Raw genomic sequence first — 26,342 nt, forward strand, 5'->3', positions numbered from 1 at the left:
TCACCAAGCCGGATTCAATATTTCTCGGCAGGCGTGCCATCCGGCACCGGAATTGAGATATTTTACGCGCGGACACTTTAAGCGACATCTTTGTCACCCATTTGTCACCAGGTGGCGCGCGCCGTAGAATGAAAATGGGCTCGCATCGTCCACATTACACGCCTTATATCCCCAGAAATCGGGCTTATCTGGCTCCCGCAAGGACCATTTCTCTATATTGAATTGTCTATATTGAACGCATCTTGGTCTAAAAGCGACTCAGCCGGCCGTCGCCCGCACATGGGGGGGGCGCGTCCATACAGGAAGTCTGCGAACCGGAACCCAGCCGCGCCGTCGCAAGACAGCTTTCGGCGCCGGCGACAATATCCCGCCCATATCCTCCCCCCCTGATCGCCATCATCGCCGATCCGATGGGCCAAGGGCCTCGATGATGCGGCAGTCCGCCACCTTGCCGCCGTCGCAGGAATCGATCACCGCCTTCAACTCGCGGCGCAGGGCGGTCAGGTCGGCAAGCTTGCGGTCGACCTCGCGAAGATGGTCCCCGGCGATGCGGTCGATCCCTGCGCAGTCGCAGCTTCGGTCGTCCGACAGCTGCAACAGCGCCCTCACCTGGTCCAGTGAGAAGCCAAGCGCCCGCGCCCGCCGGATGAAGGACAGGCGGCCCAATTCCGCCTTGCCATAGTCGCGGTAATTGCCCGTCGTGCGCGGCGGCTTGGGCAACAGCCCGATCCGCTCATAATAGCGCACCGTCTCCACCCTGGTGTCCGTCGCCTTGCCGAGATCGCCGATCGTGAGCGCCATGATCCTGACCCTGTAGTTGCTACGACCACCCCTATGGCACGTCGTCGCGGGCCATGCGAGGTGGCGACATCGCCGGCGGCGGGCGGATCGCCCGTCAGGCGCGCGGAAGGGGGCGTTCAGTCCGCGCCGAACCGGAAGCGCACCCCGCCATTGACCACGAACCCATCGGTCGGCGCCCAGGCATCCACCGTCCACGCGCCATCGGGTGCGCGGTACGGCAGGAGCAGCGGGTCGAAACGGGTCTGCCGGACATTCAGCATATTCTCGGCATTCACGAACAGGCTGACCCTGCCCAGCACCAGCTCGCCCATCGCGCCCAGTTCGACATAGGGCCGGCCCCGGGTGCGATAGGGATTGTCGTCCAGCTGCTGCTGCCCGGTATAATAGGCTTCAAGGCCGATCCGGCCCCGCCCGGGCTTTTCCCACATCGCGACCAGCCCGGCGGTATTGCGCGGCGTGAGCGGCACCGTGCGGCGGCGCGCGGCCCCGGGGTCGGGCCCGGTCGCGTCGATATGCACATAGCTGCCGGTGAGGGTGAACGCGCGCCAGCGATAGCGCAGCATCAGCTCGGCGCCGCGCGTGCGCGTGACCCCATCGGCGTTCACCAGCGCAACGCTGTCGGCATCGATCGTCCGCAACTGCACGGCATGGTCGATATCCGAGGCGAACAGCGTCAGGCTCGCCTCGATCGGCCCCCGCGCATAACCCATGTCGAGCGACGCGGTTTCCGCCGTTTCCGCCCGCAGCCGGCCAAGCGGTTGCAGCCGTGAGAGGCCCGCCGCCTCGATCTCCTCCACAAAGGGCGTGGGGGCATAGAAGCCCCGGCCGAGCGAGGCGCGAACCGTCCACGGACCGGGCCGGTACAGCAGCGACAGGCGGGGGCTGAGGCGCGAACCATAGGCGCTGTGCCCGTCCCAGCGGGCGCTCGCCGCCAGCGTCAGGTCGCTGCGCAGCGCCTGCTCGCCCTGCACGAACAGCGCCGGGACGGTGTAGCTATAATCGAACGCGGGAAAGGCATCGGAGCGGTAACTGTCCCGCTGGAACGCCACCCCGGCCAGCCATGTCGTCGCGCCCGCGCCGCCGCCCAGCGATGTTTCGGCCAGCAGCGTCCGGTGGCGATCCTCCTCGACATCGGTGCCGAAGCGGTGGCGATGCGACTGGGTGACGCCCGATGCGCGCAGGTGCAGCGTCCCCAGGCCCGCCACCGGCGCTTCCGCCACCAGCCCCGCGTCCAGCCGCCGGCTGTGCTGGGCCTGCGGGAAGGGCGAACCGTCCGGCGTCGTCCGGCCCGGCAGGGTGCCGCCGTCGCGCTGCTCGGTCATCGCCCCGACCGTCAGCAACGCCTTGGCCCCGCCCGATCCGTCCCAGAAGAGCCGCGGTCGGACCGTCCAGCGATCATAGCCGGGCATGTCGGCCCAACCATCGCCGTCCAGGTCCCGGCGGCTCTGCCGGTCGAAGCCCCCCGTCACCGACCAGCGCAGGCTGTCGGTCAGGGGGGCCGAGCCATAGGCCGTCACATCCTGCCCGTCGCGACTGGTGAGGTTCACCAGCAGCTCGCCCTGCGGCTCGGGCGCCGGGCGGCGCGACACCAGGTTGATGACCCCGCCCAGCGCGGACGGACCGTAGAGCGCGGATGCCGCGCCCTTGATGACCTCCACCTGGCCCAGATCGGTCGGCGGTATCTGCAGCAGGCCGATCGCAGGCGTCTGCCCGCCATAGAGCGGCAGGCCATCGGCAAGGACCTGGGTATAGCGCCCCTTCAACCCCTGCATCCGGACATTCGCCGCGCCCAGCGCCGGCGATGTCACCTGCACCCGAACCCCCGGCGTCTCGCTCACCAGCATGGCGATGTTGCCGGGCGTCATCAGCAGCTTTTCCTCGATCTCCTCGCGATCGATCACCTCGACACGGATCGGCTCGTCCTGCACGCTGCGGCCGGACCGCGTGGCCTGCACGACGATCTCCTCGCTCTTCTCCGCCGCCGGATGCTCCTGCGCGAAGGCGGCGGACATATCGAGGGACGACAACAGCGACAGCATCGGCGCCGTCGCCACCATCGGCCAACGGCGAATGCAAATCCTTGAATACAAGCCTGCCCCCTGGAATATGCGCGGCGATATGCGCGGCGAACGGCCCGCCATCATGGCGGGCGTCCCGACAGGCGCCTCCATAAAGGCTGTAGCGACTACAGGGTCAAGCCATGCCTTTGCGAAGGTTGCAAAGGCTGTTCCCGTGGCGCGCGTCGCCGCCCGCTATCGCGCTTCGCTTGGCGCCATGCCGATGGCCAGCCCGGGCACGGGATGCTTTCCCGCCGCTCAGTCGGTGAACTGCGGCGCCCGCTTTTCCTGCGCCGCGCGCAGGGTTTCGCGATGGCCTTCGGAGGCCAGAAGCGCCAGCTGCTCGCGGGATTCGGCCAGCAGCAGGGCGGCGTCATCCGCCTGTGACGCGCGGTTGAGCAGCCGCTTGGCCGCCCGCACCGCCTCCGGACTGTTGCCGGCGATGCCGTGGGCAAGCGCGCGCGCCTCCGCCAGCGGATGGTCCGCCGTCCGCGTGACAAGGCCAAGCATCGCCGCCTCCTCGCCGCCGATCCGCCGCCCGGTATAGATCAGCTCGCGCGCCACATCGTCGCGCACCAGTCCGCGCAGCAGGGGCATGGCGCCCATGTCCGGCACCAGCCCCCAGCGCATTTCCATGAGCGCGATCTGCGCATCGGGCGCGGCGATGCGGATATCGGCGCCCAGCGCGATCTGCGCGCCGCCGCCAAAGGCGACGCCGTGGATCGCCGCGATCACCGGCACCGGCAAGTCGCGCCATCCCAACGCCAGATGCTGGAACAGATTGGCCACGCCATGGCTGCGCGGCATCAGGTCCGTCAGCATCGGGTCGCCCGCCACCGCCGCGATATCCAGCCCGGCGCAAAAGCCCCGCCCCTCGCCCGACAGCAGGACGCAGCGCAGACCGGGCATCGCGCCCAGCCGGTCGATCGCGTCGGCTATGGCCGCGATCTGCGCCTGGTCCAGCGCGTTCAGCTTGTCGGGCCGGTTGAAGCGGACGTCGGCCACGCCGCCATCCATGCTGATCGTCACGCGCTCGTTCATGTTCGCCCTCTCCGGCCCATGCCTGTCCTGTCGGCAAGGCATGGCATGGGCCGCAAAGCGCTTCAATCGGGAAGGATCAGAGGCGAAGGTTCAGGCGGCCGCCTTCACCCGCGCGCGGAATCTGTGGAGCAGGGGCTCGGTATAGCCATTGGGCTGTTCCACCCCCTCGAACACCAGCGCGCGGGCGGCCTGATACGCAAGGCTTGCATCCTCATGCCCGCTCATCGGCCGGTAAAGCGGATCGCCGGCATTCTGCCCGTCGACCTTGGCCGCCATGCGCCCGAAGGCGGCATCCGCCTCCGCCGCCGAGCAGACGCCGTGCAGCAGCCAGTTCGCCATATGCTGCGACGAGATGCGCAGGGTCGCGCGATCCTCCATCAGGCCGATATCGTGGATATCGGGCACCTTCGAGCAACCGACGCCCTGATCCACCCAGCGGACGACATAGCCAAGGATGCCCTGCGCATTATTGTCCAGCTCGTCGCGGATGTCCTGTTCCGACCAGTTCCGGCCCGTCGCGACGGGAATGGTCAGCAGCGCGTCGAGGCTGGCGACGGGCTCCGCCTTCCGCTCCGCCTGGCGCGCAAACACGTCCACTGCATGATAGTGCGTCGCGTGCAGGGTCGCGGCGGTGGGGGACGGCACCCAGGCGGTGTTCGCGCCGGTCATCGGGTGGCCGATCTTCTGTTCCAGCATGTCCGCCATCCGGTCCGGTGCGGCCCACATGCCCTTGCCGATCTGCGCCCGGCCAGACAGCCCGCAGGCAAGGCCGATCTGGACGTTGCGGTCCTCATAGGCCCTGATCCAGTCGGTGCTCTTCATGTCGCCCTTGCGCAGCATCGGCCCGGCCCGCATCGACGTGTGCATCTCATCGCCCGTGCGGTCGAGGAAGCCGGTGTTGATGAACATGATCCGCCCCTTCACCGCTTCAATACAGGCGGCGAGATTGGCCGAGGTCCGGCGCTCCTCATCCATCACGCCGACCTTGAGCGTATGACGCTCAACACCCAGCAGATCCTCGATCGCGTCGAACAGATCGTTGGTGAAGGCGGCTTCCTCCGGCCCGTGCATCTTGGGCTTCACGATATAGATGGAGCCTGCGCGGCTGTTCCTGAAAGCGCCATTCGCCTTGAGGTCGTGCAGCGCGATCAGGCTGGTGACGATGCCGTCGAGAATGCCCTCCGGCGCCTCGCCGCCATCCGCCAGCAGGACGGCAGGCGTCGTCATCAGATGGCCGACATTGCGGACGAACAGCAGGCTCCGGCCCGGCAGGGTGAAGCTGGCGCCATCCGGCGCGGTATAGCGGCGGTCGCCATTCAGGCGCCGGGTCATCGATGCGCCATTCTTCTCGAACGTATCCTCCAGATCGCCCTTCATCAGGCCCAGCCAGTTGGCATAGGCGGCAACCTTGTCCTCCGCGTCGACGGCGGCGACCGAATCCTCCAGATCGCAGATCGTCGAGAGCGCGGATTCCAGGATGACATCGGCGATTCCTGCCGGATCTTCGCTACCGATCTCGTGAGCACGGTCGATCACGACTTCGATATGCAGGCCGTTATGCCGGAACAGAACCGATCCGGGTCGTTCCGCCTCGCCACGATAGCCGACAAACTGCGCCGTATCTTTCAGCGCCGTATACGCCCCGGCAGCAGAATTGCGATATCCCAACATCAATTGCTGGGGGACAAAATCGGTCAGGCTGTTCCAATCACCCGTCAGCACGCGGATGTCGTTGATGTCCGACCACTTCATGCCGGCAAGCGGCACGGCCTTGTCCAGGAACGCCTTTGCCCAGGCGATGACCTGCGCGCCGCGCGCGGCATCATAGCCCCTGCCCGCCGCCGCGCCGGGAATGGCGTCCGTGCCATAGAGCGCATCGTACAGGCTGCCCCAGCGGGCATTGGCGGCGTTCAGCAGGAAGCGGGCGTTGAGGATGGGGACGACAAGCTGCGGCCCCGTCATCGTCGCCAGTTCATCGTCGACCTTCGTGGACGTGACCGCGAACGGCGCGGGCTCCGGCACCAGATAGCCGATCCCGGTCAGGAACGCCTTATAGGCCGCCATGTCGATCGGCTGGCCGGCGCGCGCATCGTGCCATGCGTCGATGGCGGCTTGCAGCGTATCGCGCTTTGCCAGCAGCGCGGCATTTTGCGGCGCAAAGCGCGCGAAAATCGCGGCGGCGCCTGCCCAGAAGGCATCCGGCGCAATGCCCGTGCCCGGCAGCGCCTTGCTGTCGATGAAATCCGCCAGGTCGGCAGCGACGCTCAGGCCGGCCTTTTCGATCATGCTCATATCCAGCTCCCGTTCGTGGCGCGTCGCGCCGCTCGCGCCGTTCCTAGACGGGTCGCGCAGTTTCCGGTAGACAGCAATAATTCAATCAAGTTTTTCCTGTAGTGAAATAATCATGATGGACCCCGATTATGACCTGTTCGTTGCCATCGTGGAGGCGCAGAGCCTGTCGGCGGCGGCGCGCGCGCTGGGCATGTCGACGGCCAGCATCTCCAAGCGGCTGGTGCGGCTGGAAGAGCGGCTGGGCGTCCGCCTGATCCACCGGACCACCCGCCGCATGACGCTGACACCGCAGGGGCATCAGCTCCATGCCGACCTGCAATCCATCATGCTGGCGCTCAAGGCGGCGGAAGACAAGATCGCCGGCCGGGCGGACGTCCCCTCCGGCCCGCTGCGCGTCACCGCGCCGACATCCTTCGGCCGGCTGCATGTCGCGCCTTTCCTGGGCGCCTTCCTTGAACGCTATCCCCATGTCGCGCTGGAACTGGACCTGTCGGACGGTTTCACCGACCTGATGAGCAGCCGCCATGACCTCGCCATCCGCATCACCGCGCAGGTCGGCGCCGGTCTTGTCGGCCATCGGCTGGCGACCAGCCGCCGCCTGCTGTGCGCGGCGCCCGGCTATCTGGGCCGCCATGGCGTGCCGGCCAGCCTCGCCGCGCTGCGCGATCATGCGCTGCTGGCGGCGGATGGCCAGCTCCCCTGGCAGCTCGATGGGCCGGGCGGGCTGGTCACGCTGGGCGGGCAGAGCGTCGTGCGTACCAATAGCAGCGAGGTCGTGCGCGAGCTGGCGCTGGGCGGCGCGGGCATCGCGCTGCGGTCGCTGTGGGATGTGGGCAGCGCGCTCGCGCACGGCGACCTGGTCCGCATCCTGCCCGATTATGAGGGGTCGCAGGATGTCGCGATCTTCATCGTCCACACCCCCATGCCCCGCCTGCCCGCCGCCGCGCAGGCGCTGATCGACTTCCTCCAGTCCTGCTACCAGCCGGTGCCGCCATGGGAGCAGGACAGCGTGCGCAGCTCGCGCCTTGCCCATCCGCGCACGCACGACCAGGCCATTCTTTGCCGTGTTCCTGCGAAGGCAGGAACCCAGGGCGAGGAAACGCCCTGCCATCCTGGATTCCGGCCTTCGCAGGAACACAAAAGATGAGCTTTTTGTGGGTTGGGCTGAATGTCGATCGGCCCTAAAGCAATCGCCATGACTGCACAGATCGACCCCTTCCACGCCATCGCCATCAGCGGCCTCGCCCATCGCCTCGCGGCGGAAGGCCGTTCCATCATCCATATGGAATTCGGCCAACCCTCCACCGGCGCGCCCGCCGCCGCCATCGCCGCCGCCCACCGCATCCTGGACAATGACGCGATGGGCTATTGGGAAAGCCCGGCGCTCAAGCAACGCATCGCCGCGCATTATCAGGACCGCCATGGCGTGACGGTCGACCCCGATCAGGTCATCCTGACCTGCGGCGCTTCGCCCGCCTTCGTGCTCGCCCTGTCCTGCCTGTTCGCGCCCGGCGCGCGGGTGGCGCTCGCCCGCCCCGGCTATGTCGCCTATCGCAATACGCTGAAAGCCCTGCACCTCGTGCCCGTCGAGCTGCCCTGCGGCGCGGCGGAGCGGTTCCAGATCACCGCGGACGCCATCGCCCGCCTCGATCCCGCGCCGGACGGCCTCATCATCGCCAGCCCGGCCAATCCGACCGGCACGATCATCCCGCCCGAGGAAATGGCGCGGATCACGGACATCTGCACCCGGCGCGGCATCGCCCTCGTCTCCGACGAAATCTACCATGGACTGAGCTATACGGAGCAGGCGGATTCGATGCTCCAGCACGCGCCCGACGCGGTGGTGGTCAACAGCTTTTCCAAATATTTCAGCATGGCCGGCTGGCGGCTGGGCTGGCTGGTGGTGCCGCCACGGCTGATCGAGGCGGCGCGGGCGCGCATGGGCAATCTGTTCCTGACGCCGCCGTCGCTGGCGCAACATGCCGGGCTCATCGCCTTCGATTGCCGCGACGAGCTGGAGGGCCATGTCGAGACCTACCGGCGCAACCGCGCCCTGCTGCTGGAGGCACTGCCCGCGCTCGGCCTGCGCCGCATCGCACCGCCCGACGGCGCCTTCTACATCTATGCCGATGTCAGCCACATGACGGACGACAGCATGGCCTTCTGCCGCGATCTGCTGCTCGACACCGGCGTCGCCACCGCGCCGGGGATCGATTTCGATCCGGTCGACGGCCATGGCTTCATGCGCTTCAGCTTCGCCGTCTCCACCGACCGCATCGCGGATGCGATCGCACGGATGACGCCATGGTTCGCGGCGCGGAACACCGGCTAGAGCATTCTGAAGTCGGCTGGAACAGCCGGCTTCGCTGTCGAGAAGGCGAAGATCGTGCGACTGGAGAACGCCTCGCCCGGCCGCAGGATGCAGGACGGGAAATCGGGCCGGTTGGGGGAATCGGGGAAGAATTGCGTCTCCAGCGCGACAGCGCAGCGACGGTCATAGGCGACCCCGCCCTTGCCGCGCTGCGTGCCATCCAGGACATTGCCCGTATAGACTTGCAGGCCCGGCATATCGCTGCACACCTCCATCACCCGGCCGGACGCCGGATCGTGCAGCCGGGCCACTATGCGAAGCCCCTCACCATCGGCGATCCAATTATGGTCATAGCCCCCGCCGATGGTCAGTTGCGGATGGTCGCCCGCGATATCCCGGCCAATCGCCTTTGCCGTTCGAAAATCGAACGGGGTGCCCGTCACGCTTTCCGGCTGTCCGGTGGGGATGAGGCTGCGGTCGACGGCGAGATAATGCGCCGCCGGGATCGTCAGTTCATGGCCAAGCACGCTGTCGGCCACCCCCGAAGCGCCACCAAGATTGAAATAGCTGTGCTGGCTGACGCTGAACGGCGTCGCCCGCGCCGCATACTCCACGATCAACTGGCTGTCGTCGGTCCAGACATAGGTTGCGCTCAGATTCACCGCGCCGGGATAGCCCTCCTCCCCATCGGCGCTGACCAGGGAAAAGCGCACGCCCTCCCCCTGCGCCGTGGAAACGCTTTCGCCATGCCAGAGCCGCTTGTCGAACCCCATGGCGCCGCCATGCAGGCTGTTGGGGCCGTCATTGGCCGCCAGCCGATAGTCGACGCCGTCCAGCGTGAAGCGCGCGCCCGCGACCCGATTGGCAAAACGCCCGACGACCGCGCCGAAATAGGGGCAATCGAGATAGGGCGCCGCCCTGTCGAAGCCCAGCACGACATCGGCCAGCCGGCCATCCCGGTCGGGCACCTCAAGCCGCTGGATGACCGCGCCAAGGTCCAGCAGCGTCAGGGCCGCGCCGCCGGCGTTGCGGATCGTCCATCGGTGGACGGTGCGGCCATCCGGCAGGGTATCGAAGATGCGACGATCCATGGTCATGACGGCAGACGCCCGGTCGAAGGTTAAGGGAAAAGGCTCAGGCCGTTGCCAGGGCGGCGTCGCGCAGCCCGCGCCACACCCGCAGCGCCTGCACCGTTTCGGGCACATCATGCACCCGCACGATCTGCGCGCCCAGTTGCACCGCGCGCACCGCCAGCGCTATCGACCCGCCCAGCCGTTCCGCCACCGGCGCCTCGCTCGAAAGCGCGCCGATCATCCGCTTGCGACTCCCGCCGAAGAGCAGCGGCACGCCCAGGCCGTGGAAGGTCGCCAGCCGGTTCACCAGCGCCAGATTGTCGCTGAGCGACTTGCCGAAGCCAAGGCCCGGATCGACGATGATCTTCTCCCGCGCGATGCCGGCGGCGACGCAGGCACTTATCCGCGCTTCCAGCCAGTCGAACACGTCGCAGACCGGATCGGCATAATCGCCGCCCAGATGGGGATTCTCACCGGTCGAGGGCGCGTGCATCAGCACCACCGGGCACCCCGCCGCCACGACCACCTCCAGGCTGCGCGGATCGTGCAGCAGCGCGCTCACATCGTTGACGATCGCCGGGCCGGTGGCGAGTACCGCCTCCATCACCGCCGCCTTGCGCGTGTCGATGGAAACCGGCACGCCGGACGCGGCAAGCCGCTCCACCACCGGCATGACGCGGGCGATCTCGTCCCCCTCCCACACCGCCGGGGCGCCCGGACGGGTGGATTCGCCCCCCACGTCCACGATCGCGCCGCCTGCGACCGTCATCGCAAAACCGGCATCGGCCGCCGCCTGCGCATCGTCCAGATGCCTGCCGCCGTCGGAAAAGCTGTCCGGCGTCATGTTGAGGATGCCCATCGTCTGCGGCACGTCCAGCCGGATGGTCCGCTGCCCCAGCACCAGCGAGGCACGCGGCGCGGCGATGTTCGCGGCCAGAGCCACCGCGCGGACGGCCAAAGGTTCGGGCAGGGTCGCGATCAGATCGGCAAAGGCCGCGACCGGCACGCTTGTCCGCGCCACGCGCGCGCCGCCATGCATCGCCGTTATCTCATAACCCTGGAACCAGATGAGGCTGCTCCCGATCCGCGCGGTCGTGCCATCCAGCCCCACGGGGGTTTCGGCGAACCAGATCGGGCGAAGGTAGAGCCGGGCGTCGGCGGGAAGACGTTCAAGAGCCATGAATCGCGGTTCCGTTCCATTCCATTCGTAACGTGCTCCTGCGCAGGCAGGAGCCCAGGATGAAGGTCGCGCCCTGAACTCTAGGCCCCTGCCTACGCAAGAGCATGTTTATCTCCAGGCTCAGGGCCGTTTCAATGGACGATGGAAGGCGGCAGGCGAGCGCAATCAGGCCCGCCCCAATCAGGGCTGCGTCGCCAGCAGATAGGTCTGGCGCAGCGCGTCGATGGGTTTCAGGCCATCGGGCGCGTCATAATGCCAGAAGGTCCAGCCATTGCACGAGGGCGCATTCTGCAGCTTCGCGCCGACGCCGTGGATCGACCCCTGGTGCCCACCCGACGCCGCATCCGCCTGCAGCGATCCGTCGGCGCGCACGGTGGCGCTCCAGCGGCGCTTGCTGTCCGTCAGCACCGCGCCCGGCGTCAGATAACCGGTCTCGACCAGCGTGCCGAAGGCGACCTTGGGCGCCTGGCGCGGGGTCTGCATGATCGACAGGGAGGATTCATCGAGCGGCAGCGCCGCCTCGATCCGCTCCAGCGCGACCTCGATATAATTATCCTCCCGCTCGATGCCGATCCACTTGCGGCCCAGCCGCTTGGCGACCGCGCCGGTCGTGCCGGTGCCGAAGAACGGGTCGAGGATCACGTCGCCCGGTTTGGTACAGGCCAGCAGCACGCGGTAAAGCAGAGATTCCGGCTTCTGCGTCGGGTGCGCCTTCGTGCCGTTGCGCTTCAACCGTTCCTGCCCGCCGCAGATCGGCAGCACCCAGTCGGAGCGCATCTGCAGCTCGTCGTTCAGCGTCTTCATCGCGCGATAGTTGAACGTATATTTGCTGTCCTCGCCCTGGCTGGCCCAGATCAGCGTCTCATGCGCGTTGGTGAAGCGCGTGCCCTTGAAATTGGGCATCGGGTTCGCCTTGCGCCAGATGATGTCGTTGAGAATCCAGAAGCCCTGATCCTGCAGCGTCGCGCCGACGCGGAAGATGTTGTGATAACTGCCGATCACCCAGATGGTGCCGTTTGGTTTCAGGATGCGCCGCGCTTCCTTCAGCCATGCGGCGGTGAAGCGGTCATAGGCGGCGAGCGTGTCGAACTTGTCCCAGTCATTGTCGACCGCATCCACGCGCCCGCCCTCGGGCCGGAACAGGTCGCCGCCCAGTTGCAGATTATAGGGCGGGTCGGCGAAGATCATGTCGATGCAGGCATCGGGCAGCCTGGCCATTTCGGCGATGCAGTCGCCCTTGATCAGGCGGTCGGCTTCCACGGGCGCGCCGATGGGCGCAGCCTTTTTCCGTCGCGTCTGTACGCGTTCCATCACACCCATGAACGTCTTGCCCCCTTGTCTGAGGAACTGGAATGAGTCTTTCGGAGTCTCCCGTCAAGATCAACCGCTTAGCATGGGACTCTGAGACAGCGACTCGGGAACGGGAGAACGAACCGAGTCCCCACGACATGTTGAGTCGTTTGCTCACACCCGGACTCAACATGTCGTGGTGTTGCCCGGAAGACTCACCATTTCCGCGCGCCGGATTTTTTTCGTCACCGCCGGGCCGAGGGGCGCGATCACAGCAGGAGCAGTTGCGCGACGGGCGCGAAGCTGCGCCGGTGCAGCGACGTCGGCCCATGCGCGCGCAGCGCGGCAAGATGCTGCGCGCTGCCATAGCCCTTGTTGCTTTCCCACCCATAATGCGGGTGTTCGCGCGCGGCGGCCACCATCATCCGGTCCCGCGCTTCCTTGGCGAGGATCGAGGCGGCGGCGATGGAAAGGCATTTCGCGTCCCCCTCGACAATCGCGGTCGAGGCATAGCGCCATTTGGGGCAGCGATTGCCGTCCACCAGCACATGCGCGCAGTCATGGTCCAGCGCCTCGACCGCGCGGGTCATCGCCAGCATGGTGGCCCACAATATGTTGAGGCTGTCGATCTCCTCCACGCTCGCCATGCCGACGCCCCAGCACAGCGCCCGCGCCTTCACCTCGCGCTCCAGCACGGCGCGGCGCGCGGCAGTGAGTTTCTTGCTGTCGTTCAGGCCGTCCGGGCAATCCTCCTGCCGCAAGATGACGGCGGCGGCGACCACCGGCCCGGCGAGCGGCCCCCGCCCCGCTTCGTCCACCCCGGCGACAAGGCCGGGATGATGGCGCAATTCATGGGCGAAATCAGGCATGGGACGGCCATCGGGCGGCAAAGGCTTTTGCGTCCCACCCCTCTTCATCGGTTTGCGCCAGGATGCTGTAGAAGGGCACCTGCCCCAGCGCATGGCCGATCGGCCCATGTCCCTTGCCAAGGCCGGGCGCCACAGCCAGCGCCCGATGCAGGAACGCCTCGGCACGGTCAACGGCATCGTCCTCGTCCAGCCCGGCGCCAAGGCCGGTCGCGATCGCGCTTGCCAGCGTGCAGCCGGTGCCATGGCTATGCCGCGTGTCCAGCCGCGGGAACAGATGTTCGTAGACGCCGCCAGGTGTCACCAGCAGATCGTGGACCGTCGCCTCGTCATCGTCGGGCTGATCGGGAAGATGGCCGCCCTTCGCCATGACGCTACATCCATGCCGCACCATCAATGTAACCGCCGCGCTTTCCAACGCGTCTACGCTAGTGATGCTTCTGCCCAGCAGCGTTTCCAGTTCGGGCACATTGGGGGTTATCATCGTCGCCACGGCCATCAGCCGCTCAAAGGCCGCGACGGTTTCCGCATCCGCCAGCGCCGAACCACTCGTCGCCACCATCACCGGATCGAAGACGATGGGTATATCCCTACCTTCGTCATTCCCGCGCAGGCGGGAATCCATCTCCCCCACCTCGCCTCCATCGGCAACGTCGGAGATGGATTCCCGCCTGCGCGGGAATGACGATGCGAGAAAATCCGCCACCGCATGGGCGGTCGCGGCCGATCCGATCATGCCGATCTTCACCGCGTCGACGCCGATATCGGCGATCACGCTGTCCATCTGCGCGATCACCATGGCGGTCGGCACCGGATGCACGGCCTGCACGCCCAGCGTGTTCTGCGCGGTGATGGCGGTGATCGCCGTCATCGCATGGCCGCCCAGCATCGTCACGGTCTTGATATCCGCCTGGATACCCGCGCCGCCGCCGCTGTCGGAACCCGCGATGATGAGGATGCGTGGCGGCTTCACCCCTTGAACTTCCGCTCCGTCGAGGCCGGGTTGCGCGCCAGCGCATCGCCCATGCGCGTCGGCCGGTCCATCAACTCGCCGCCGCAATTGGGGCAACGGTCATCCAGCGCTTCCGCGCAGGGCACGCAGAAAGTGCATTCGAAGGAGCAGATGAACACGCCGGGCTCGTCGGCAGGCAGGTCCGTGCCGCAGCGTTCGCAATCGGGGCGCATTTCAAGCATTTCCGGCTCCATGGCAGTCATTCCCGCGAAGGCGGGAACCCATCTCCCATAAGAAGCCCCAGGCACGACGCTGGGGAGATGGGTCCCCGCCTTCGCGGGGATGACAGTAAAGACCGCGGGAATGACTATGAGAAGCACGGGAATGACGATAAAATTCGCGGGAATGACATTGCTCTGTCATCACGCCGCCACCTTCTCGACCGCCGCGCAGATGCGCTCCACCACATCCTTCACCTGATCGGCCCGGTCGCCCTCGGCCATCACGCGGATCACCGGCTCCGTGCCGGAGGGGCGGATCACCAGCCGGCCGGACCCGGCAAGCTCCGCCTCCGCCTGCGCAATGGTGCGCTTCACCTCCTCATGCTCCAGCGGCTTGCCGCCAGCGAAGCGGACATTTTTCAGCAGTTGCGGCACCGGATCGAACTGATGCAGCAGCTCGCTCGCCGGCTTGCCCGATCGGATCAGCGCGGCCAGCACCTGCAGCGCGGCGATGGTGCCGTCGCCCGTGGTCGCATAGTCGGACAGGATCATGTGGCCGGACTGCTCGCCGCCGACATTGAAGCCGCCTTCGCGCATCCGCTCCAGCACATAACGGTCGCCCACCTTGGTCCGCTCCAGCGCGATGCCCTGCCCGCCAAGGAAGCGTTCCAGCCCCAGGTTGGACATCACCGTCGCCACCAGCCCGCCGCCGCGCAGCGTGCCCTCGCGCGCCCAGTTGGCGGCGATCAGCGCCATGATCTGGTCGCCGTCGACAATCTGCCCCTTTTCGTCCACCACGATCAGCCGGTCGGCGTCGCCATCCAGCGCGATACCGATATCCGCGCCCGAAGACACCACGGTTTCCTGGCAGAGCATCGGCGCGGTCGACCCGCAGCCATCATTGATGTTGATGCCATTGGGCGTGACGCCGACCGCGATCACCTCTGCCCCCAATTCCCACAGCGCGGAGGGCGCGACCTGATAGGCGGCGCCATTGGCGCAATCGACCACGATCTTCAGCCCGTCCAGCCGCAGGTCGGCGGGGAAGCTGGACTTGACGGCATGGATATACCGCCCGCGCGCATCCTCCACCCGGCGGGCGCGGCCGATATCGGCCGACGCCGCCAGCGCGATCTCCTCGCCCAGCAGCGCCTCGATCTTCAGCTCGTCATCGTCCGACAGCTTGTAGCCATCGGGCCCGAACAGCTTGATGCCATTGTCATAATAGGGATTGTGGCTGGCGGAGATCATCACGCCCAGGTCCGCCCGCATCGAATGGGCGAGCATGGCGACGGCGGGCGTCGGGATCGGGCCGAACTGCACCACGTCCATGCCGACGGCGGTAAAGCCCGCGACCAGCGCATTCTCGACCATATAGCCCGACAGCCGCGTATCCTTGCCGATCACCACGCGATGGCGATGCTTGCCGCGCAGGAAATGCGTGCCCGCCGCCATGCCGACCTTCATCGCCAGCTCGGCGGTCATCGGATATTGGTTGGTGCGGCCCCTGATGCCGTCGGTGCCGAAATATTTCCTGCTCATATTGCCGTGACCGCTTCTGTTTGGAACCGGGCTCTATAAGCAATCTTTGATCGACATTCCACCGGCCTCCCCTAAATGTGCGGCGATGGAAACGCTGAACCGCGCCGTCGACGCGCTCTCTGCCGCCGTCTTCTTCAAAGTGCCGCTGCTGGGCGTGCAGATCGAGCTGATCGTGCTCTATCTGGCGCTGCCCATGCTGTTCTTCACGCTGTGGCTGGGCTTCCCCAATATCCGCGCGGTCGGCCATGCCTTCCGCGTGCTCAAGAACCAGCCGGCCAAGGGCGAGGCCAGCGGCGACGTCAGCCAGTTCGGCGCGCTCGCCACCGCGCTTTCCGGGACCATCGGCCTTGGCAATATCGCGGGCGTCGCCGTGGCGCTGACCATGGGCGGGCCCGGCGCGATCCTGTGGATGTTCGTCATCGGCTGGTTCGCGATGACGGTGAAGATGGCGGAGGTGACGCTGGGCCTCAAATATCGGGTGATGGACGCGCGCGGCCATGCCCATGGCGGGCCGATGTATGTGCTCAAGTCCGTGCTGGCGCAGCGCGGCTGGCCGCGGCTGGGCATCGCGCTGGGCGGCTTCTACGCCTTCTTCGCGCTGTTCGGGGCGATCCCGATGGTGCAGGTGAACCAGAGCTTCGCGCAGGTCTCCGCCGTCACCGGCATCAAGAGCGGCTGGGGATACGGCGTCTTCCTCGCCGCCGCCGTCGCCATGGTGACACTGGGCGGCGCGGCATGGCTGGGCGAGGTCGCCAAGCGGCTAACCCCGCTCAAGGTCGCGGTCTATCTGGCCGGCGTCGTCGCCATATTGGTGATCCACGCCGACGCGGTGCCCGGTGCCCTCCTGCAAATCTGGGACGGCGCGTGGAACGGCACGGCGGCGGCCGGCGGCGCGGTCGGCGCCTTCGTCGCGGGGATGCGCCGCGCGGTGTTCGCGAGCGAGGCGGGCGTGGGGTCCGCCGTGATGGCGCACAGCCTTGCCCGCACCGACGAGCCGGTGTCCGAAGGCATGGTCGCGCTGCTGGAACCGCTGCTCGGCACGATGATCGTCTGCGCGCTGGGCGGGCTGGCGCTGGTCGTCGCTGGCACATGGGACGGCGGGCTGCAGGGCATCGCCATCACGTCGGCCGCTTTCGGGAAGGTCTCGCCCTGGTTCCCCTATATCCTCGCGGTGGCGGTATTCCTGTTCGCCTATTCGACGCTGGTCGCCTGGGGCTTCTACGGGCTGCAGGCATGGGGCTATCTCTTCGGCCACGGCCCGCGCGCGCAGTGGAGCTACAAAATCCTCTACGTCGTCGCCCTGCCCCCCGCCGCCGTCATCGACCTGGGCCGGGTGATCGACATCGTCGACTGCAGCTTCTTCCTGATGGCCATCCCCAATGTGATCGCGCTGTACCTGTGCGCGGGCGAATTGCGGCGTGATGTGGCGGCCTATTGGGGGCGGGTGAAGGCGGGGTAGATCGCGCTGGCGCATTGGGGCGGTGTGTATCGCCCCTTGCAGACATTGGCCGGACCTCAAGATAAGGAGGGATAATTTCAGGAGATGATCGATGAACAAGGGGATGGTCGCACTGAAACTTGCCGTTATTGCGACGACATTACATTCGTGCAGCCATGAAGATAGTACAAGGGGCGACTTCATCCGTGAGTACGGCGAAGATATTATTAAAAAATGCCCTGATATATCTATAAAATTTTTAAACAATAGAAAATTCAATCTGTTCCATGACGTAGATCATGGATGGTACATTACATTCGGAGATGGAAACGGCGCTACATTAAGTGCTGTTGGACCGAAAATAAGAAAAAGAATAAAGGAATTGAGAAAAAGAGAAGATAAAATATCAGGGTGGATATTTGATGGCAGCTGCTTAGGTTATCGGGACGATTTGTTTTTTCCTTCAATAGGGCAGAAATAGCACTCGTTTTCATATTCCCTCCCGATGGGCGCTGTTTAACAATTCCAGGATAGACGTGGCCTAGAAAACCGGGGCTGGCGTCCGCAATCCACCCAAATCAGCCACGCAGCCTCACCGCCATTGCCCGCCCGGCGCTAGGCCGATCACCCCTCCCCCTTGCCCAGCGTATCCAGATGCATCAGCCGCTTCACGAAAGGCGCGATCATCATCACCGCCGCGCCCGCGACCACGGCGATCCAGCCGATCCGGCTGTAGATATCCAGCACCCGCCCGGCCGCATCCGCGCCGCCTTCCACGCCTTCGCCGCCGGTCGCCGCCGCGATCATGCCCGCGACATATTCGCCGCCCGCCATGGCGAGGAACCAGATGCCCATGATGAGCCCCAGCATCCGCGCCGGCGCCAGCTTCGACATGGCGGAAAGGCCGACGGGCGAGAGCGAAAGCTCGCCCATGGTGTGCAGCAGATAGAGCAGGAAGATGAAGATCACCGGGGTCAGCGCATCCCGCCCGACCATGCTCGCCCCCGCGACCAGCACCAGGAATCCCGCGCCGACGAAGATGATGCCCAGCCCGAATTTCGCCGGTGCGGACGGCTCCAGATTGCGCCGCCCCAGCGCCAGCCAGCCCCAGGCGAAGAATGGCCCCAGCAGCAGGATGAAGATGGCGTTGACCGACTGGAACAGCGACGCCGGCACTGTCCAGCCGAACATCACGCGATCGATATGGCGGTCGGTGAACAGGCTCAGCGACGATCCGGTCTGCTCGTACAGCCCCCAGAACAGCGGGTTGAGCGCCAGTAGGAACAGCGCCGCCAGCAGGCGGTTGCGCCCTTCGCGGTCCAGCTTGGCCAGCGCCTCGTACAGCAGATAGGCGACCATCAGCAGCGCGGAGATCGACAGCAGCCCGCCCACGGCCCGCTCATTCTGGATCAGCCACCATGTGAGCGCGATGCCGCCAAGGCTGCCGGCATAGACCAGCCATTCGCGGCTCAGCAGGCCGAAGGGCCTTTCCCTGAGCGCCTTGGGATCGGGCGGCTCCCCCGCGCCCTTGAGCAACGGCCGCCCCAGCGCGAAGCCGATGACGCCCGCGATCATCCCCACCGACGCCGCGCCGAAGCCCAGCGACCAGCCATAGACCTCGCCCAGATAGCCGCAGATGATCGGCCCGAGGGCGGAGCCCGTGTTGATGCCCATGTAGAAGATCGTATAGGCCGGGTCGCGGCGGATATCGTCGCGCGGATAAAGCTGGCCCACCAGCGCCGAGATATTCGCCTTCAGGAAGCCGGTGCCCACGATCACCGTCGACAGCCCCAGCCAGAACATGTCGAGCGCCGCTCCGCCCGCGCCCCGGTCGCCCTCGATCCCCAGCAGCAGGTGCCCGGCGGCGATCGTGACGCCGCCGAACAGCACCGCCTTGCGCTGCCCCAGATAGCGGTCGGCCAGATAGCCGCCCACCAGCGGGCTGATGTAGATGAGCGACATATAGGCGCCATAGGTCAGGCTGGCGTCGCGGTCGGAAAACAGGAAATGCTTGGTGAGGTAGAAGATCAGCAGCGCGCGCATGCCGTAGAAGGAAAAGCGCTCCCACATCTCGCCGAAGAACAGCAGGAACAGCCCCTTGGGATGCCCGAGCCACATGCCATCCGCGCCCTGCGTGTCCGGCTGGCCCGCATCTGTCTTTGCCATCAGGCGCTCTTCCTATCGATTGTCCCTGCCGGGCGGCGGCCGGGCGCCTGCCCCATGCCCATGAGCCTAGCGCGAAAATTGCGCGTGTGAAGAACATAATTTCAAACATTGCCGGCTTGCGCGGCGGGGCGCGTGCCGCCATCTGTTGGGGCATGTTCAACGACCGCTCCGATCCGCTCGCGCTGTTGCGCACCCGCCGCTCCGGCAAGCCCCGCGACCTTGTCGCGCCCGGCCCCGACGACGCGCAGCTGCGCACCATGCTGGAGGTCGCCACGCGCACGCCGGACCATGGCAAGCTGTTCCCCTGGCGCTTCGTCATCGTGCCGACGGAGCAGCGCGCCGCGCTCGCCACCCTGCTGGAAGACGCTTATCGCGCGGAAAAGCCGGAGGCCGGGCGGCTGGAGATCGAGGCGATGCACCAGTTCGCGCATCAGGCGCCGACATTGGTGGTCGCCATCTCCTCGCCCAGGCGCGACAGCCATATCCCGATATGGGAACAGGAGCTGTCCGTCGGCGCCGCAATCATGAACCTGCTGCATGCCGCCCATGCGATGGGCTTCCTCGGCGGCTGGCTCACCGGCTGGCCCAGCTATAATGCGGCGGTGCGCGATGCATTTGGCTCGGCGGAAGAACGGATCGCCGGGTTCATCTTCATCGGCAGCGCGAATACTACGCAAAGCGAACGGCCAAGGCCAGAATATGACAAGATTGTCTCGACCTGGGAAAGATAATTGCCAGCAGGCGGGATGCATCCCCAATCGCGACTTGACCTGCCGCGCTGTATTATGCCACTGATGCAGCTATGGCCGATGATTCCAAGCCCGTCTACCTCCGCCTAAGAGAGGTGATTTCCGCGTCCATCCTGGATGGCGAGTATAAGGATGGCGACATGCTGCCCTCCGTCCGCGCCTTTGCCGCGCAACAGGGCGCCAATCCACTGACCGTCGCCAAAGCCTATCAGAGCTTTCAGGACGATGAGCTGATCGTGGTGAAGCGCGGCGTCGGCATGTTCGTCGCGCCCGGTGCTGCGCGGCGCCTGCGGACGGCGGAACGCGCGCATTTCCTGGAAAATATCTGGCCCCCCGTCGCCGCGCAGATGCGCCGCATCGGCGTGTCGCTGGACGATCTGCAGGCCAGGCAGGACGCCTGAAAAGGCAGCCTCCATGGCGATGCCGACGGGAAAATGGCGCGCGATGCGCCCGGCGGACATCGCGCCGGTCACGGCCATTTCCCAAACGGTCCATGGGGATTATGCGGAGACGGCCGCGGTCTATGCCGAGCGGCTGGCGCTCTATCCGGCGGGCTGCTTCGCCTTCGCACAGGATGGGCAGGTCGCCGGTTTTCTGGTCAGCCATCCCTGGCTGCGCGATCGCCCGCCCGCGCTCAATGCGCCATTGGGCGGCATTCCCGACGCGGCGGACGGCTATTATCTGCACGACATCGCCCTGCTCCCGAGCACGCGCGGCAGCGGCGCGGGCACGGAGATCCTGGCGCTGGTCGCGGCGCATGCCAGGGCGGCGGGCTTTCGCGATATCACGCTGGTCGCGGTCAACGGCGCGGACGGATTCTGGTCGTCGCACGGTTTTGCCCATGTCGAGGGGGTCGCATCCTACGGCCCCGGCACCTTTATGATGCGCCGCGCGCTATAATGCGGCCAGCGCCGCCTTTGCGTCATCCCGCTGCACGAAGCCCGGCGTGCCTGCGGACAGGCTGAGCGCCGCAAACGCCTCCCGCTTCATGCCCGCCGCGGCATAGGCCCTGCCCAGATGCAGCTGCACCAGCGGCTGCCCCGGCACCAGCGCGGCAGCCTTTTCCAGCAGGTCGATGGCGCCACGCCCGCCACCCCCGGCCTGCAGCATCGCCCAGCCATAGACATCCGTGACCATCGGATCGGCCGGACGCAGGCGATAGGCCGCCCTGGCATAGACCAGCGCCTTGTCGGCATCCCCCGCACCCAGCCATGCCCAGGCGAGGTTCGCCATCAGCAGCCCGTCGCCATTGCCGGTACGGGCGCGGATCGCCTCCAGCGCATTGATCGCCCGATCCCATTGCTCCGCACCCAGATAAGCCGTGGCCGCAAGGCGGCTGGCCTCAAGGCTTTCGGGGTTCTGGCTGAGGTAGAGCGACAGCACATTGGCCGCGCGGGCGGGCTGCCCCGCCAGTCGCCATGCGCCGATCAGGCGCAGCGCCGCACTTTGCGAGAAGCGGATATTGGCCGCCGCTTCATAGGCGCGCGCCGCCTCGCCATGCCGCCCGGCGGCGGACAGGGCATCGCCCAGCACGATAGCGGCATCGGGCGCCCCCCGATTGGCGGCGAGCAACGCCTGCGCGCGGACGATGGCAGCGCCCGCCTGCCCGCTCGCGATCAGGCCCCGGATATAGGCGATATTGGGCGCAGCGACCGTCGTATCGGCCGGCGCGTCGCCCGTCGCCTCGGCAAAGGGCGTCGCCATGCCGCGCTCCGGCCGGGACGCCCGCGCCAGCAAGGCTTCGGCGCCGATGCGGTCGCCCGCCTGCTCCAGCGCCCGCGCCGCCAGCAGCAGCGCATAGCTGTCCGCATCGGCGCGCGCGGCGAGCGGCGCCAGCGTCCCGGCGGCAGTGCCGAACATCCCGGCATCATATTGCGCCCGCCCCAGCAGCAACCGCGCGCGCTGGTTGAAGGGCTGCAACGTCACCAGCCGCCCCAGCGGCTCCGCCGCCAGCGTCGCATTGCCCCCGCGCAGGAACAGCACGCCGCGCAGCAGCATCGTCGCCGGCTCACCGTCCAGCGCGCCATGGGTCCGTTCCAGCAGGGCGCGGGCGAGCGCATATTTGCCCGATCGCACCGCCATCACCGCCTGCATCATATAGGCCCGCGCATTGCCCGGATCGAGCGCCAGCACCCGGCGGCTGAGCGAGAGCATCGCCCGCGCCTGCCCCGTATCGGCCAGCGTCGCGGCATATTCGGTCAGCGCCGGCACATTGTCCCGGTCGATCGCCAATGCCCGCTCGAACCAGGGGAGGGACGCCACCAGCCCATATTGCGCGCGCACCATCGTCGCGCGCAGCGTCATGATCCCGGCATCCTCGCCATCCAGCGCCAGCGCCCGGTCGACGGCGTCCAGCGCGCCCGCCACATCGCCATTGGCCAGGCGGAAGCGGCCGATATCCGCCCAGAGTTGCGCATCGCGGGGCGAAAGCGCTAGAGCCCGGTCGAACGCCGCGCCGGCCTCCGTCCCGCGCCCCAGCGCCTGCAACGCATTGCCGGCGATGCGCGCGGCATAGGCGCGCTGGCCGGGGATTGCATCGGCGGCCGTCGCTTCGGCAAGTGCTTCGGCCGGGCGGCCCTGCAACAGCAGCGCATGGGCCATCAGGTGGCGGCTCGCGGCCGGACGCGCGCCCAGCGTCCGCGCGCGCGCGATCTCCGTCCCGGCCGTGGCCCCGTCGCCCAGTTCCAGCAGAGCGCGGGCCTGCGCGATGTGGGCCACCGGCCAGTCCGGGTCCGCCTTGATCGCGTTCATCAGGTCGATCCGCGCCGTGCGCGCCTGCCCGGCGTCCAGCGCCGCAAGCCCGCGCGCCAGCAGCGCGCGCGCATCGTCCCGCCCATGGGCCAGCGCCCTGTGCAAGGGGGGGGCGGCCACGAGCGCAAGCACCCCGGCGACCAGAAAACGCATGCGCATCCCGTCAGTCCTGCATCTCATATTGCCGCAGCAGGTCGTACAGCGTCGGGCGGCTGATCCCCAGCATCTTGGCCGCGCCGGAGATATTGCCCTGCGTCCGGGCGATGGCGCGGCGGATCGCGCGGCGGTCCGCAATCTCCCGCGCCGCCTTCAGATTGATGATCTCCGCGCCCTCCTCCACCGTTTCCAGGTCGAGGTCGGCGGCGGTGATCAGCTTGCCCTCCGCCATGATGACCGCGCGCTTGATGCGGTTTTCCAGCTCGCGGACATTGCCCGGCCAGGCCCAGGCATCCAGCGCCGTCAGCGCGTCGGGCGCCAGCCCCTTGATCGCGGGGTTCATCGACGGCGCGAAGCGGGAGAAGAAATGGCGGGCCAGCAAGGCCGGATCGCCCGCCCGTTCCTTCAGCGTCGGGATGCGCACGACGATTTCGGCAAGGCGATAGTAAAGATCCTCGCGGAAGCTGCCCGCCACGATCATCGCTTCCAGATTCTGGTGCGTCGCGCACACGATGCGGGTATCGACGGCGATGGGCTGGCGACCGCCCACCCGCTCGATCACCCGCTCCTGCAGGAAGCGCAGCAGCTTCACCTGCAGCGGCAGCGGGATATCGCCGACCTCGTCCAGGAACAGCGTGCCGCCCTGCGCCTGCTCGATCTTGCCCTGCACGGTCTTGACCGCGCCGGTGAAGGCGCCCTTCTCATGGCCGAACAGCTCGGATTCCAGCAGCGTCTCGGGGATCGCCGCACAGTTGATGGCGACGAAGGCGCCCTCGCGGCGCGGGCTCGCATCGTGCAGGCCATGGGCCAGCAATTCCTTGCCCGTCCCGCTCGCCCCCAGCAGCATCACCGACACATCCGCCAGCGCGACCCGTTCGATGGTGCGCGCGACCTTCAGCATCTCCGGCGCGGCGGTGATCATGCGGCCGAGCACGCGATTGTCCTCCGCCCCCTGCAACGCCAGCCGGGCATTTTCTCGCTCCAGCCGGTGGACATGGAACGCGCGGGCGACGATCAGCCCCAGCTCGTCGATATCGACCGGCTTCTGGTAGAAATCATAAGCCCCGCCGGAAATCGCCCGCAGCGCGCTTTCGCGCGCGCCATGGCCGGACGCGACGATGATCTTCGCATCCGGCCTGATCCGCAGCATCTCCTCCAGCGTCGCGAAGCCCTCGCTCGTGCCGTCGGGGTCGGGCGGCAGGCCAAGGTCGAGCGTCGCGACATCGGGCGCTTCGGCGCGCATGATCTCCACCGCTTCCTGGCGATTGCCCGCGATGAAGAGCTGATACTCCTCATAGGCCCAGCGCAGCTGCCGCTGCAGCCCGACATCATCCTCCACGATCAGCAATTTGGGGCGCATATCCGCCATCAGGCCACCTTTTCCTCGATATGGGCGATGTTCGCCGCGGCCATGGGCAGCAGCAGCGTGAAGCAACTCCCCTCGCCCGGCCGGCTTTCCACCAGGATGCGCCCATGCATCGTCCGGGCCAGTTCGCGCGCCTCGAACGCGCCGATGCCGAAACCGCCCGGCTTGGTGGAGACGAAGGGCTTGAACAGTTCGCAGCGGATGAATTCGGCGCTCATGCCGCAGCCGCGATCGGCGATCTCGATGCTGGCATGGTCGCCCTGCCGGCCCAGCCGCATGTGGACGGGGTCGCCGGGCGCGCTCGCCTCCAGCGCATTCTGCAGCAGATGGGTGAGGATCTGCTCGACCCGCGCTAGGTCGGCCCGGGCCATCGGCGCGGTGCCGCTCACCTCCACCACGCCTTGGCTCCCGCGCGACCGCACCACCTGATCCACGATACCGCGCAAGCCGATGGCGCGCGGTTCCTCCTGCCGGGCGCGGTTATGCTGGGACAGGCGCGCCAGCATGTCGTTCATCTTGCCCACCGATTCGCGCAGGGTCAGCAGCATGTCGGCGCGAAAGGCCGGATTGTCGGCATGGCGCTCGGCATTGCGGCTGAGCAGCGACAGCTGGCTGACCAGATTCTTGATGTCATGCATGATGAAGGCGAAGCGGCGGTTGAATTCCTCGAAATTGCGGGCATCGGCCAGCGCTTGCTGCCCCTGCGCCTCGCTGATGTAGCTTGCGACCTGCCGCCCCGCCGCGCGCAGCATGTCCAGATCCTCCCAGTCCAGCCGGCGGTCGACGCGCGGGCGGGCGAGCAGGATGGCGCCGGCCAGCCGGTCGAAATGAATGAGCGGCACCAGCGCCCAGGCGCCGGCATCGTCCAGCATCCATTGCGGCAGTGCGCATGGCGCCTCCCCCTGCCGGGCCACCTTGAGATCGATGATCCAGCCGCTCTGTTCCAGCGCCCCCACCTGCGCGCTGTCCAGCATGATGCCCGGCGGCAGCGGATCGGCCCAGTTCCATACCGTCTGCAGGCCCAGCGTCCCATCCTCCTCGCGCAGCAGCAGCAGGCCGGCGGGGGATTCGGTGATGTCGGCCACCGCCTGCACCACGCGGCTGTGGAACGGCACCGCCTCCTCGCCGGGGCGCCCGATGGTGTCGGTAAAGCGCATCCATTCCAGCCGGTAATCGTAGCGATGCTGGAAGAAATGCTTGGCGACATGCACCTTCAGCTGCGCCCTGAACCGGGCGGAGGGCAGCAGCAGCATCGCGACGACCGCCATCATGAAGACGCCGCCGATCTGCACCATGCGCGCCCAGGGGCCCGCGACCATGTCGATCGCCACCAGCGCAAGCACGATCAGCATGACATACAGGCTGACCGCGACCAGGGAGAGCGATCCGAATGTCGCCGTGCGCGACAACGTCAGCCGCCAGTCGCCATTGCGCTGCGCGCCGATCGCGATCACCGGCACCAGCGCCGCCATGGCAAGGCCGCGCAGCGCCGTCAGCTCCTGCCCGGCGCCGTCGGTGGCATAGGCGAAGGCATAGCTGACAAGGTCATAGGTCCACATCGCCGCCAGCGCCGCCATCAGCAGTGCATAGGGCGAATGCCGGCGCGGCGCAGAAGCGACAAGATTGTGGACAAGCACCAGCGCCGCCACCGCGACCATCATGCGCAGCACCAGCGCCAGATGGCTGATCCGCAACCGCTCCGGCGCATCGGTCGCCACGCCCTGCGCCAGCACATCGACGCCATTCTGAAGCAGCAACAGCCCCAGCACGACGGCATAGAGCGCGGATATGCCGCGCGACCGCCCCTGCCCCGCCGCCTCGCCCCGGCGCAGCAGCACGAACATCGCCAGCAGCCATGCGGCGTTGCGTAGGCTTTCGGTCAGGTCGGACAGCATCCGCCCGGCGCCGCTGAACGACGTACACAGCGCCCACAGCGCCGTCATGTGCAGCGCGATGACGATCAGCAGCCGCTGCGTGCTGCCGTCGCGCCCGCGCGCGACCCAGATGGCGAGCGCGGCGAACAGGGCGGCGGCAAAAGCGTGCCCCCAGTCTCCGATGGAAAGAAGCGCGGCGTTCATCGCCATCGCCCC

General features: G+C 67.1%; 22 protein-coding genes. 7 read left to right on the plus strand and 15 right to left on the minus strand.

What is annotated here, in order from left to right; translation table 11 throughout:
• Positions 1-396: 396 nt before the first annotated feature.
• From WFP78_RS17570 to WFP78_RS17585, 4 genes are all read right to left on the minus strand, one after another.
• Positions 397-801 carry a MerR family transcriptional regulator gene (locus WFP78_RS17570; RefSeq protein WP_336965320.1) on the minus strand — a complete coding sequence of 135 codons (405 nt, stop codon included), beginning with the start codon at positions 799-801 and terminating at the stop codon, positions 397-399.
• Between the two features lie 116 nt (positions 802-917).
• Positions 918-2,840, minus strand: coding sequence for a TonB-dependent receptor plug domain-containing protein (locus tag WFP78_RS17575; RefSeq protein ID WP_336965323.1), 1,923 nt, complete (start codon positions 2,838-2,840; stop codon positions 918-920).
• Positions 2,841-3,116: 276 nt separating this feature from the next.
• The gene (locus WFP78_RS17580) at positions 3,117-3,899 is read right to left on the minus strand and encodes a crotonase/enoyl-CoA hydratase family protein (protein ID WP_336965326.1); all 783 of its coding nucleotides are present in this window, start codon (positions 3,897-3,899) and stop codon (positions 3,117-3,119) included.
• A gap of 90 nt (positions 3,900-3,989) precedes the next feature.
• A complete protein-coding gene (locus tag WFP78_RS17585; RefSeq protein ID WP_336965329.1) occupies positions 3,990-6,191 on the minus strand; it encodes a malate synthase G in 2,202 nt (733 codons plus the stop codon).
• A gap of 112 nt (positions 6,192-6,303) precedes the next feature.
• Between WFP78_RS17585 and WFP78_RS17590 the strand changes: the two genes are divergently transcribed.
• Both WFP78_RS17590 and WFP78_RS17595 read left to right on the plus strand, forming a co-directional pair.
• The gene (locus WFP78_RS17590; protein WP_336965331.1) at positions 6,304-7,338 is read left to right on the plus strand and encodes a LysR family transcriptional regulator; all 1,035 of its coding nucleotides are present in this window, start codon (positions 6,304-6,306) and stop codon (positions 7,336-7,338) included.
• 48 nt (positions 7,339-7,386) lie between these two features.
• Positions 7,387-8,523, plus strand: a complete 1,137-nt coding sequence (locus tag WFP78_RS17595; protein WP_336965334.1) for an aminotransferase class I/II-fold pyridoxal phosphate-dependent enzyme — start codon at positions 7,387-7,389, stop codon at positions 8,521-8,523.
• Here the strand turns inward: WFP78_RS17595 and WFP78_RS17600 are convergent.
• The 7 genes from WFP78_RS17600 to glmM all read right to left on the minus strand — a co-directional run bounded on the left by WFP78_RS17600 (position 8,520) and on the right by glmM (position 15,626).
• Positions 8,520-9,599 (minus strand): aldose epimerase family protein, encoded by a 1,080-nt coding sequence (locus tag WFP78_RS17600; protein ID WP_336965336.1) that lies wholly within the window; start codon positions 9,597-9,599, stop codon positions 8,520-8,522. The two genes, WFP78_RS17595 and WFP78_RS17600, sit on opposite strands and share 4 nt — an antisense overlap.
• A 37-nt stretch (positions 9,600-9,636) precedes the next feature.
• Positions 9,637-10,755, minus strand: coding sequence for a dihydropteroate synthase (folP, locus tag WFP78_RS17605; RefSeq protein ID WP_336965339.1), 1,119 nt, complete (start codon positions 10,753-10,755; stop codon positions 9,637-9,639).
• Positions 10,756-10,935: 180 nt separating this feature from the next.
• Positions 10,936-12,075: a site-specific DNA-methyltransferase gene (locus WFP78_RS17610; protein WP_336965341.1), complete on the minus strand. Its 1,140-nt coding sequence runs from the start codon at positions 12,073-12,075 to the stop codon at positions 10,936-10,938.
• A gap of 239 nt (positions 12,076-12,314) precedes the next feature.
• A complete protein-coding gene (locus WFP78_RS17615; RefSeq protein WP_336965344.1) occupies positions 12,315-12,914 on the minus strand; it encodes a ribonuclease HII in 600 nt (199 codons plus the stop codon).
• A complete protein-coding gene (gene thiD, locus WFP78_RS17620) occupies positions 12,907-13,884 on the minus strand; it encodes a bifunctional hydroxymethylpyrimidine kinase/phosphomethylpyrimidine kinase (RefSeq protein ID WP_336965347.1) in 978 nt (325 codons plus the stop codon). The genes WFP78_RS17615 and thiD overlap by 8 nt, the downstream gene beginning before the upstream one ends.
• Positions 13,881-14,105 (minus strand): DUF1272 domain-containing protein, encoded by a 225-nt coding sequence (locus tag WFP78_RS17625; protein ID WP_336965350.1) that lies wholly within the window; start codon positions 14,103-14,105, stop codon positions 13,881-13,883. The genes thiD and WFP78_RS17625 overlap by 4 nt, the downstream gene beginning before the upstream one ends.
• 180 nt (positions 14,106-14,285) lie before the next feature.
• Positions 14,286-15,626 carry a phosphoglucosamine mutase gene (gene glmM, locus WFP78_RS17630; protein WP_336965353.1) on the minus strand — a complete coding sequence of 447 codons (1,341 nt, stop codon included), beginning with the start codon at positions 15,624-15,626 and terminating at the stop codon, positions 14,286-14,288.
• An 85-nt stretch (positions 15,627-15,711) separates the two neighbouring features.
• Between glmM and WFP78_RS17635 the strand changes: the two genes are divergently transcribed.
• Together WFP78_RS17635 and WFP78_RS17640 are read left to right on the plus strand one after the other, a co-directional pair.
• Entirely contained in the window at positions 15,712-17,085 is a 1,374-nt protein-coding gene (locus WFP78_RS17635) for an alanine/glycine:cation symporter family protein (RefSeq protein WP_336965354.1), read from the plus strand.
• 91 nt (positions 17,086-17,176) lie between these two features.
• On the plus strand, positions 17,177-17,545 hold the full coding sequence (locus WFP78_RS17640; RefSeq protein ID WP_336965357.1) for a hypothetical protein: 369 nt from the start codon (positions 17,177-17,179) through the stop codon (positions 17,543-17,545).
• A 143-nt stretch (positions 17,546-17,688) separates the two neighbouring features.
• Here WFP78_RS17640 and WFP78_RS17645 read toward each other — a convergent pair whose 3' ends face one another.
• Positions 17,689-19,230 (minus strand): peptide MFS transporter, encoded by a 1,542-nt coding sequence (locus WFP78_RS17645; RefSeq protein WP_336965360.1) that lies wholly within the window; start codon positions 19,228-19,230, stop codon positions 17,689-17,691.
• 152 nt (positions 19,231-19,382) lie between these two features.
• Here WFP78_RS17645 and WFP78_RS17650 point away from each other — a divergent pair, with 152 nt between their 5' ends.
• The 3 genes from WFP78_RS17650 to WFP78_RS17660 all read left to right on the plus strand — a co-directional run bounded on the left by WFP78_RS17650 (position 19,383) and on the right by WFP78_RS17660 (position 20,879).
• Entirely contained in the window at positions 19,383-19,961 is a 579-nt protein-coding gene (locus WFP78_RS17650; RefSeq protein WP_336965362.1) for a nitroreductase family protein, read from the plus strand.
• Positions 19,962-20,032: 71 nt separating this feature from the next.
• Positions 20,033-20,380: a GntR family transcriptional regulator gene (locus WFP78_RS17655; protein ID WP_336965364.1), complete on the plus strand. Its 348-nt coding sequence runs from the start codon at positions 20,033-20,035 to the stop codon at positions 20,378-20,380.
• 13 nt (positions 20,381-20,393) lie between these two features.
• Entirely contained in the window at positions 20,394-20,879 is a 486-nt protein-coding gene (locus WFP78_RS17660; protein ID WP_336965366.1) for a GNAT family N-acetyltransferase, read from the plus strand.
• Here the strand turns inward: WFP78_RS17660 and WFP78_RS17665 are convergent.
• Genes WFP78_RS17665 through prsK form a run of 3 tightly spaced genes read right to left on the minus strand, consistent with a single transcriptional unit; the run spans position 20,874 to position 26,330 of the window.
• Complete coding sequence (locus tag WFP78_RS17665; protein WP_336965368.1) at positions 20,874-22,889, minus strand: tetratricopeptide repeat protein; 2,016 nt, start codon at positions 22,887-22,889, stop codon at positions 20,874-20,876. The two genes, WFP78_RS17660 and WFP78_RS17665, sit on opposite strands and share 6 nt — an antisense overlap.
• A 4-nt stretch (positions 22,890-22,893) precedes the next feature.
• On the minus strand, positions 22,894-24,255 hold the full coding sequence (gene prsR, locus WFP78_RS17670; protein ID WP_336965370.1) for a PEP-CTERM-box response regulator transcription factor: 1,362 nt from the start codon (positions 24,253-24,255) through the stop codon (positions 22,894-22,896).
• Positions 24,255-26,330 (minus strand): XrtA/PEP-CTERM system histidine kinase PrsK, encoded by a 2,076-nt coding sequence (gene prsK / locus WFP78_RS17675; protein WP_336965373.1) that lies wholly within the window; start codon positions 26,328-26,330, stop codon positions 24,255-24,257. Before prsK ends, prsR begins: the two co-directional genes overlap by 1 nt.
• Positions 26,331-26,342: the final 12 nt, after the last annotated feature.

Origin of the sequence: Sphingobium aquiterrae, from assembly GCF_037154135.1 — a bacterium.
GTDB lineage: Bacteria > Pseudomonadota > Alphaproteobacteria > Sphingomonadales > Sphingomonadaceae > Sphingobium > Sphingobium aquiterrae.

What these genes read in the sequence shown, in the direction of transcription:
- WFP78_RS17570 (WP_336965320.1), bottom strand. Translation starts at nt 801, where the DNA reads ATGGCGCTCACGATCGGCGATCTCGGCAAGGCGACGGACACCAGGGTG.
- WFP78_RS17575 (WP_336965323.1), bottom strand. Translation starts at nt 2,840, where the DNA reads ATGCTGTCGCTGTTGTCGTCCCTCGATATGTCCGCCGCCTTCGCGCAG.
- WFP78_RS17580 (WP_336965326.1), bottom strand. Translation starts at nt 3,899, where the DNA reads ATGAACGAGCGCGTGACGATCAGCATGGATGGCGGCGTGGCCGACGTC.
- WFP78_RS17585 (WP_336965329.1), bottom strand. Translation starts at nt 6,191, where the DNA reads ATGAGCATGATCGAAAAGGCCGGCCTGAGCGTCGCTGCCGACCTGGCG.
- WFP78_RS17590 (WP_336965331.1), top strand. Translation starts at nt 6,304, where the DNA reads ATGATGGACCCCGATTATGACCTGTTCGTTGCCATCGTGGAGGCGCAG.
- WFP78_RS17595 (WP_336965334.1), top strand. Translation starts at nt 7,387, where the DNA reads ATGACTGCACAGATCGACCCCTTCCACGCCATCGCCATCAGCGGCCTC.
- WFP78_RS17600 (WP_336965336.1), bottom strand. Translation starts at nt 9,599, where the DNA reads ATGACCATGGATCGTCGCATCTTCGATACCCTGCCGGATGGCCGCACC.
- folP (WP_336965339.1), bottom strand. Translation starts at nt 10,755, where the DNA reads ATGGCTCTTGAACGTCTTCCCGCCGACGCCCGGCTCTACCTTCGCCCG.
- WFP78_RS17610 (WP_336965341.1), bottom strand. Translation starts at nt 12,075, where the DNA reads ATGGGTGTGATGGAACGCGTACAGACGCGACGGAAAAAGGCTGCGCCC.
- WFP78_RS17615 (WP_336965344.1), bottom strand. Translation starts at nt 12,914, where the DNA reads ATGCCTGATTTCGCCCATGAATTGCGCCATCATCCCGGCCTTGTCGCC.
- WFP78_RS17625 (WP_336965350.1), bottom strand. Translation starts at nt 14,105, where the DNA reads ATGCTTGAAATGCGCCCCGATTGCGAACGCTGCGGCACGGACCTGCCT.
- glmM (WP_336965353.1), bottom strand. Translation starts at nt 15,626, where the DNA reads ATGAGCAGGAAATATTTCGGCACCGACGGCATCAGGGGCCGCACCAAC.
- WFP78_RS17635 (WP_336965354.1), top strand. Translation starts at nt 15,712, where the DNA reads ATGGAAACGCTGAACCGCGCCGTCGACGCGCTCTCTGCCGCCGTCTTC.
- WFP78_RS17640 (WP_336965357.1), top strand. Translation starts at nt 17,177, where the DNA reads ATGAACAAGGGGATGGTCGCACTGAAACTTGCCGTTATTGCGACGACA.
- WFP78_RS17645 (WP_336965360.1), bottom strand. Translation starts at nt 19,230, where the DNA reads ATGGCAAAGACAGATGCGGGCCAGCCGGACACGCAGGGCGCGGATGGC.
- WFP78_RS17650 (WP_336965362.1), top strand. Translation starts at nt 19,383, where the DNA reads ATGTTCAACGACCGCTCCGATCCGCTCGCGCTGTTGCGCACCCGCCGC.
- WFP78_RS17655 (WP_336965364.1), top strand. Translation starts at nt 20,033, where the DNA reads ATGGCCGATGATTCCAAGCCCGTCTACCTCCGCCTAAGAGAGGTGATT.
- WFP78_RS17660 (WP_336965366.1), top strand. Translation starts at nt 20,394, where the DNA reads ATGGCGATGCCGACGGGAAAATGGCGCGCGATGCGCCCGGCGGACATC.
- WFP78_RS17665 (WP_336965368.1), bottom strand. Translation starts at nt 22,889, where the DNA reads ATGCGCATGCGTTTTCTGGTCGCCGGGGTGCTTGCGCTCGTGGCCGCC.
- prsR (WP_336965370.1), bottom strand. Translation starts at nt 24,255, where the DNA reads ATGGCGGATATGCGCCCCAAATTGCTGATCGTGGAGGATGATGTCGGG.
- prsK (WP_336965373.1), bottom strand. Translation starts at nt 26,330, where the DNA reads ATGAACGCCGCGCTTCTTTCCATCGGAGACTGGGGGCACGCTTTTGCC.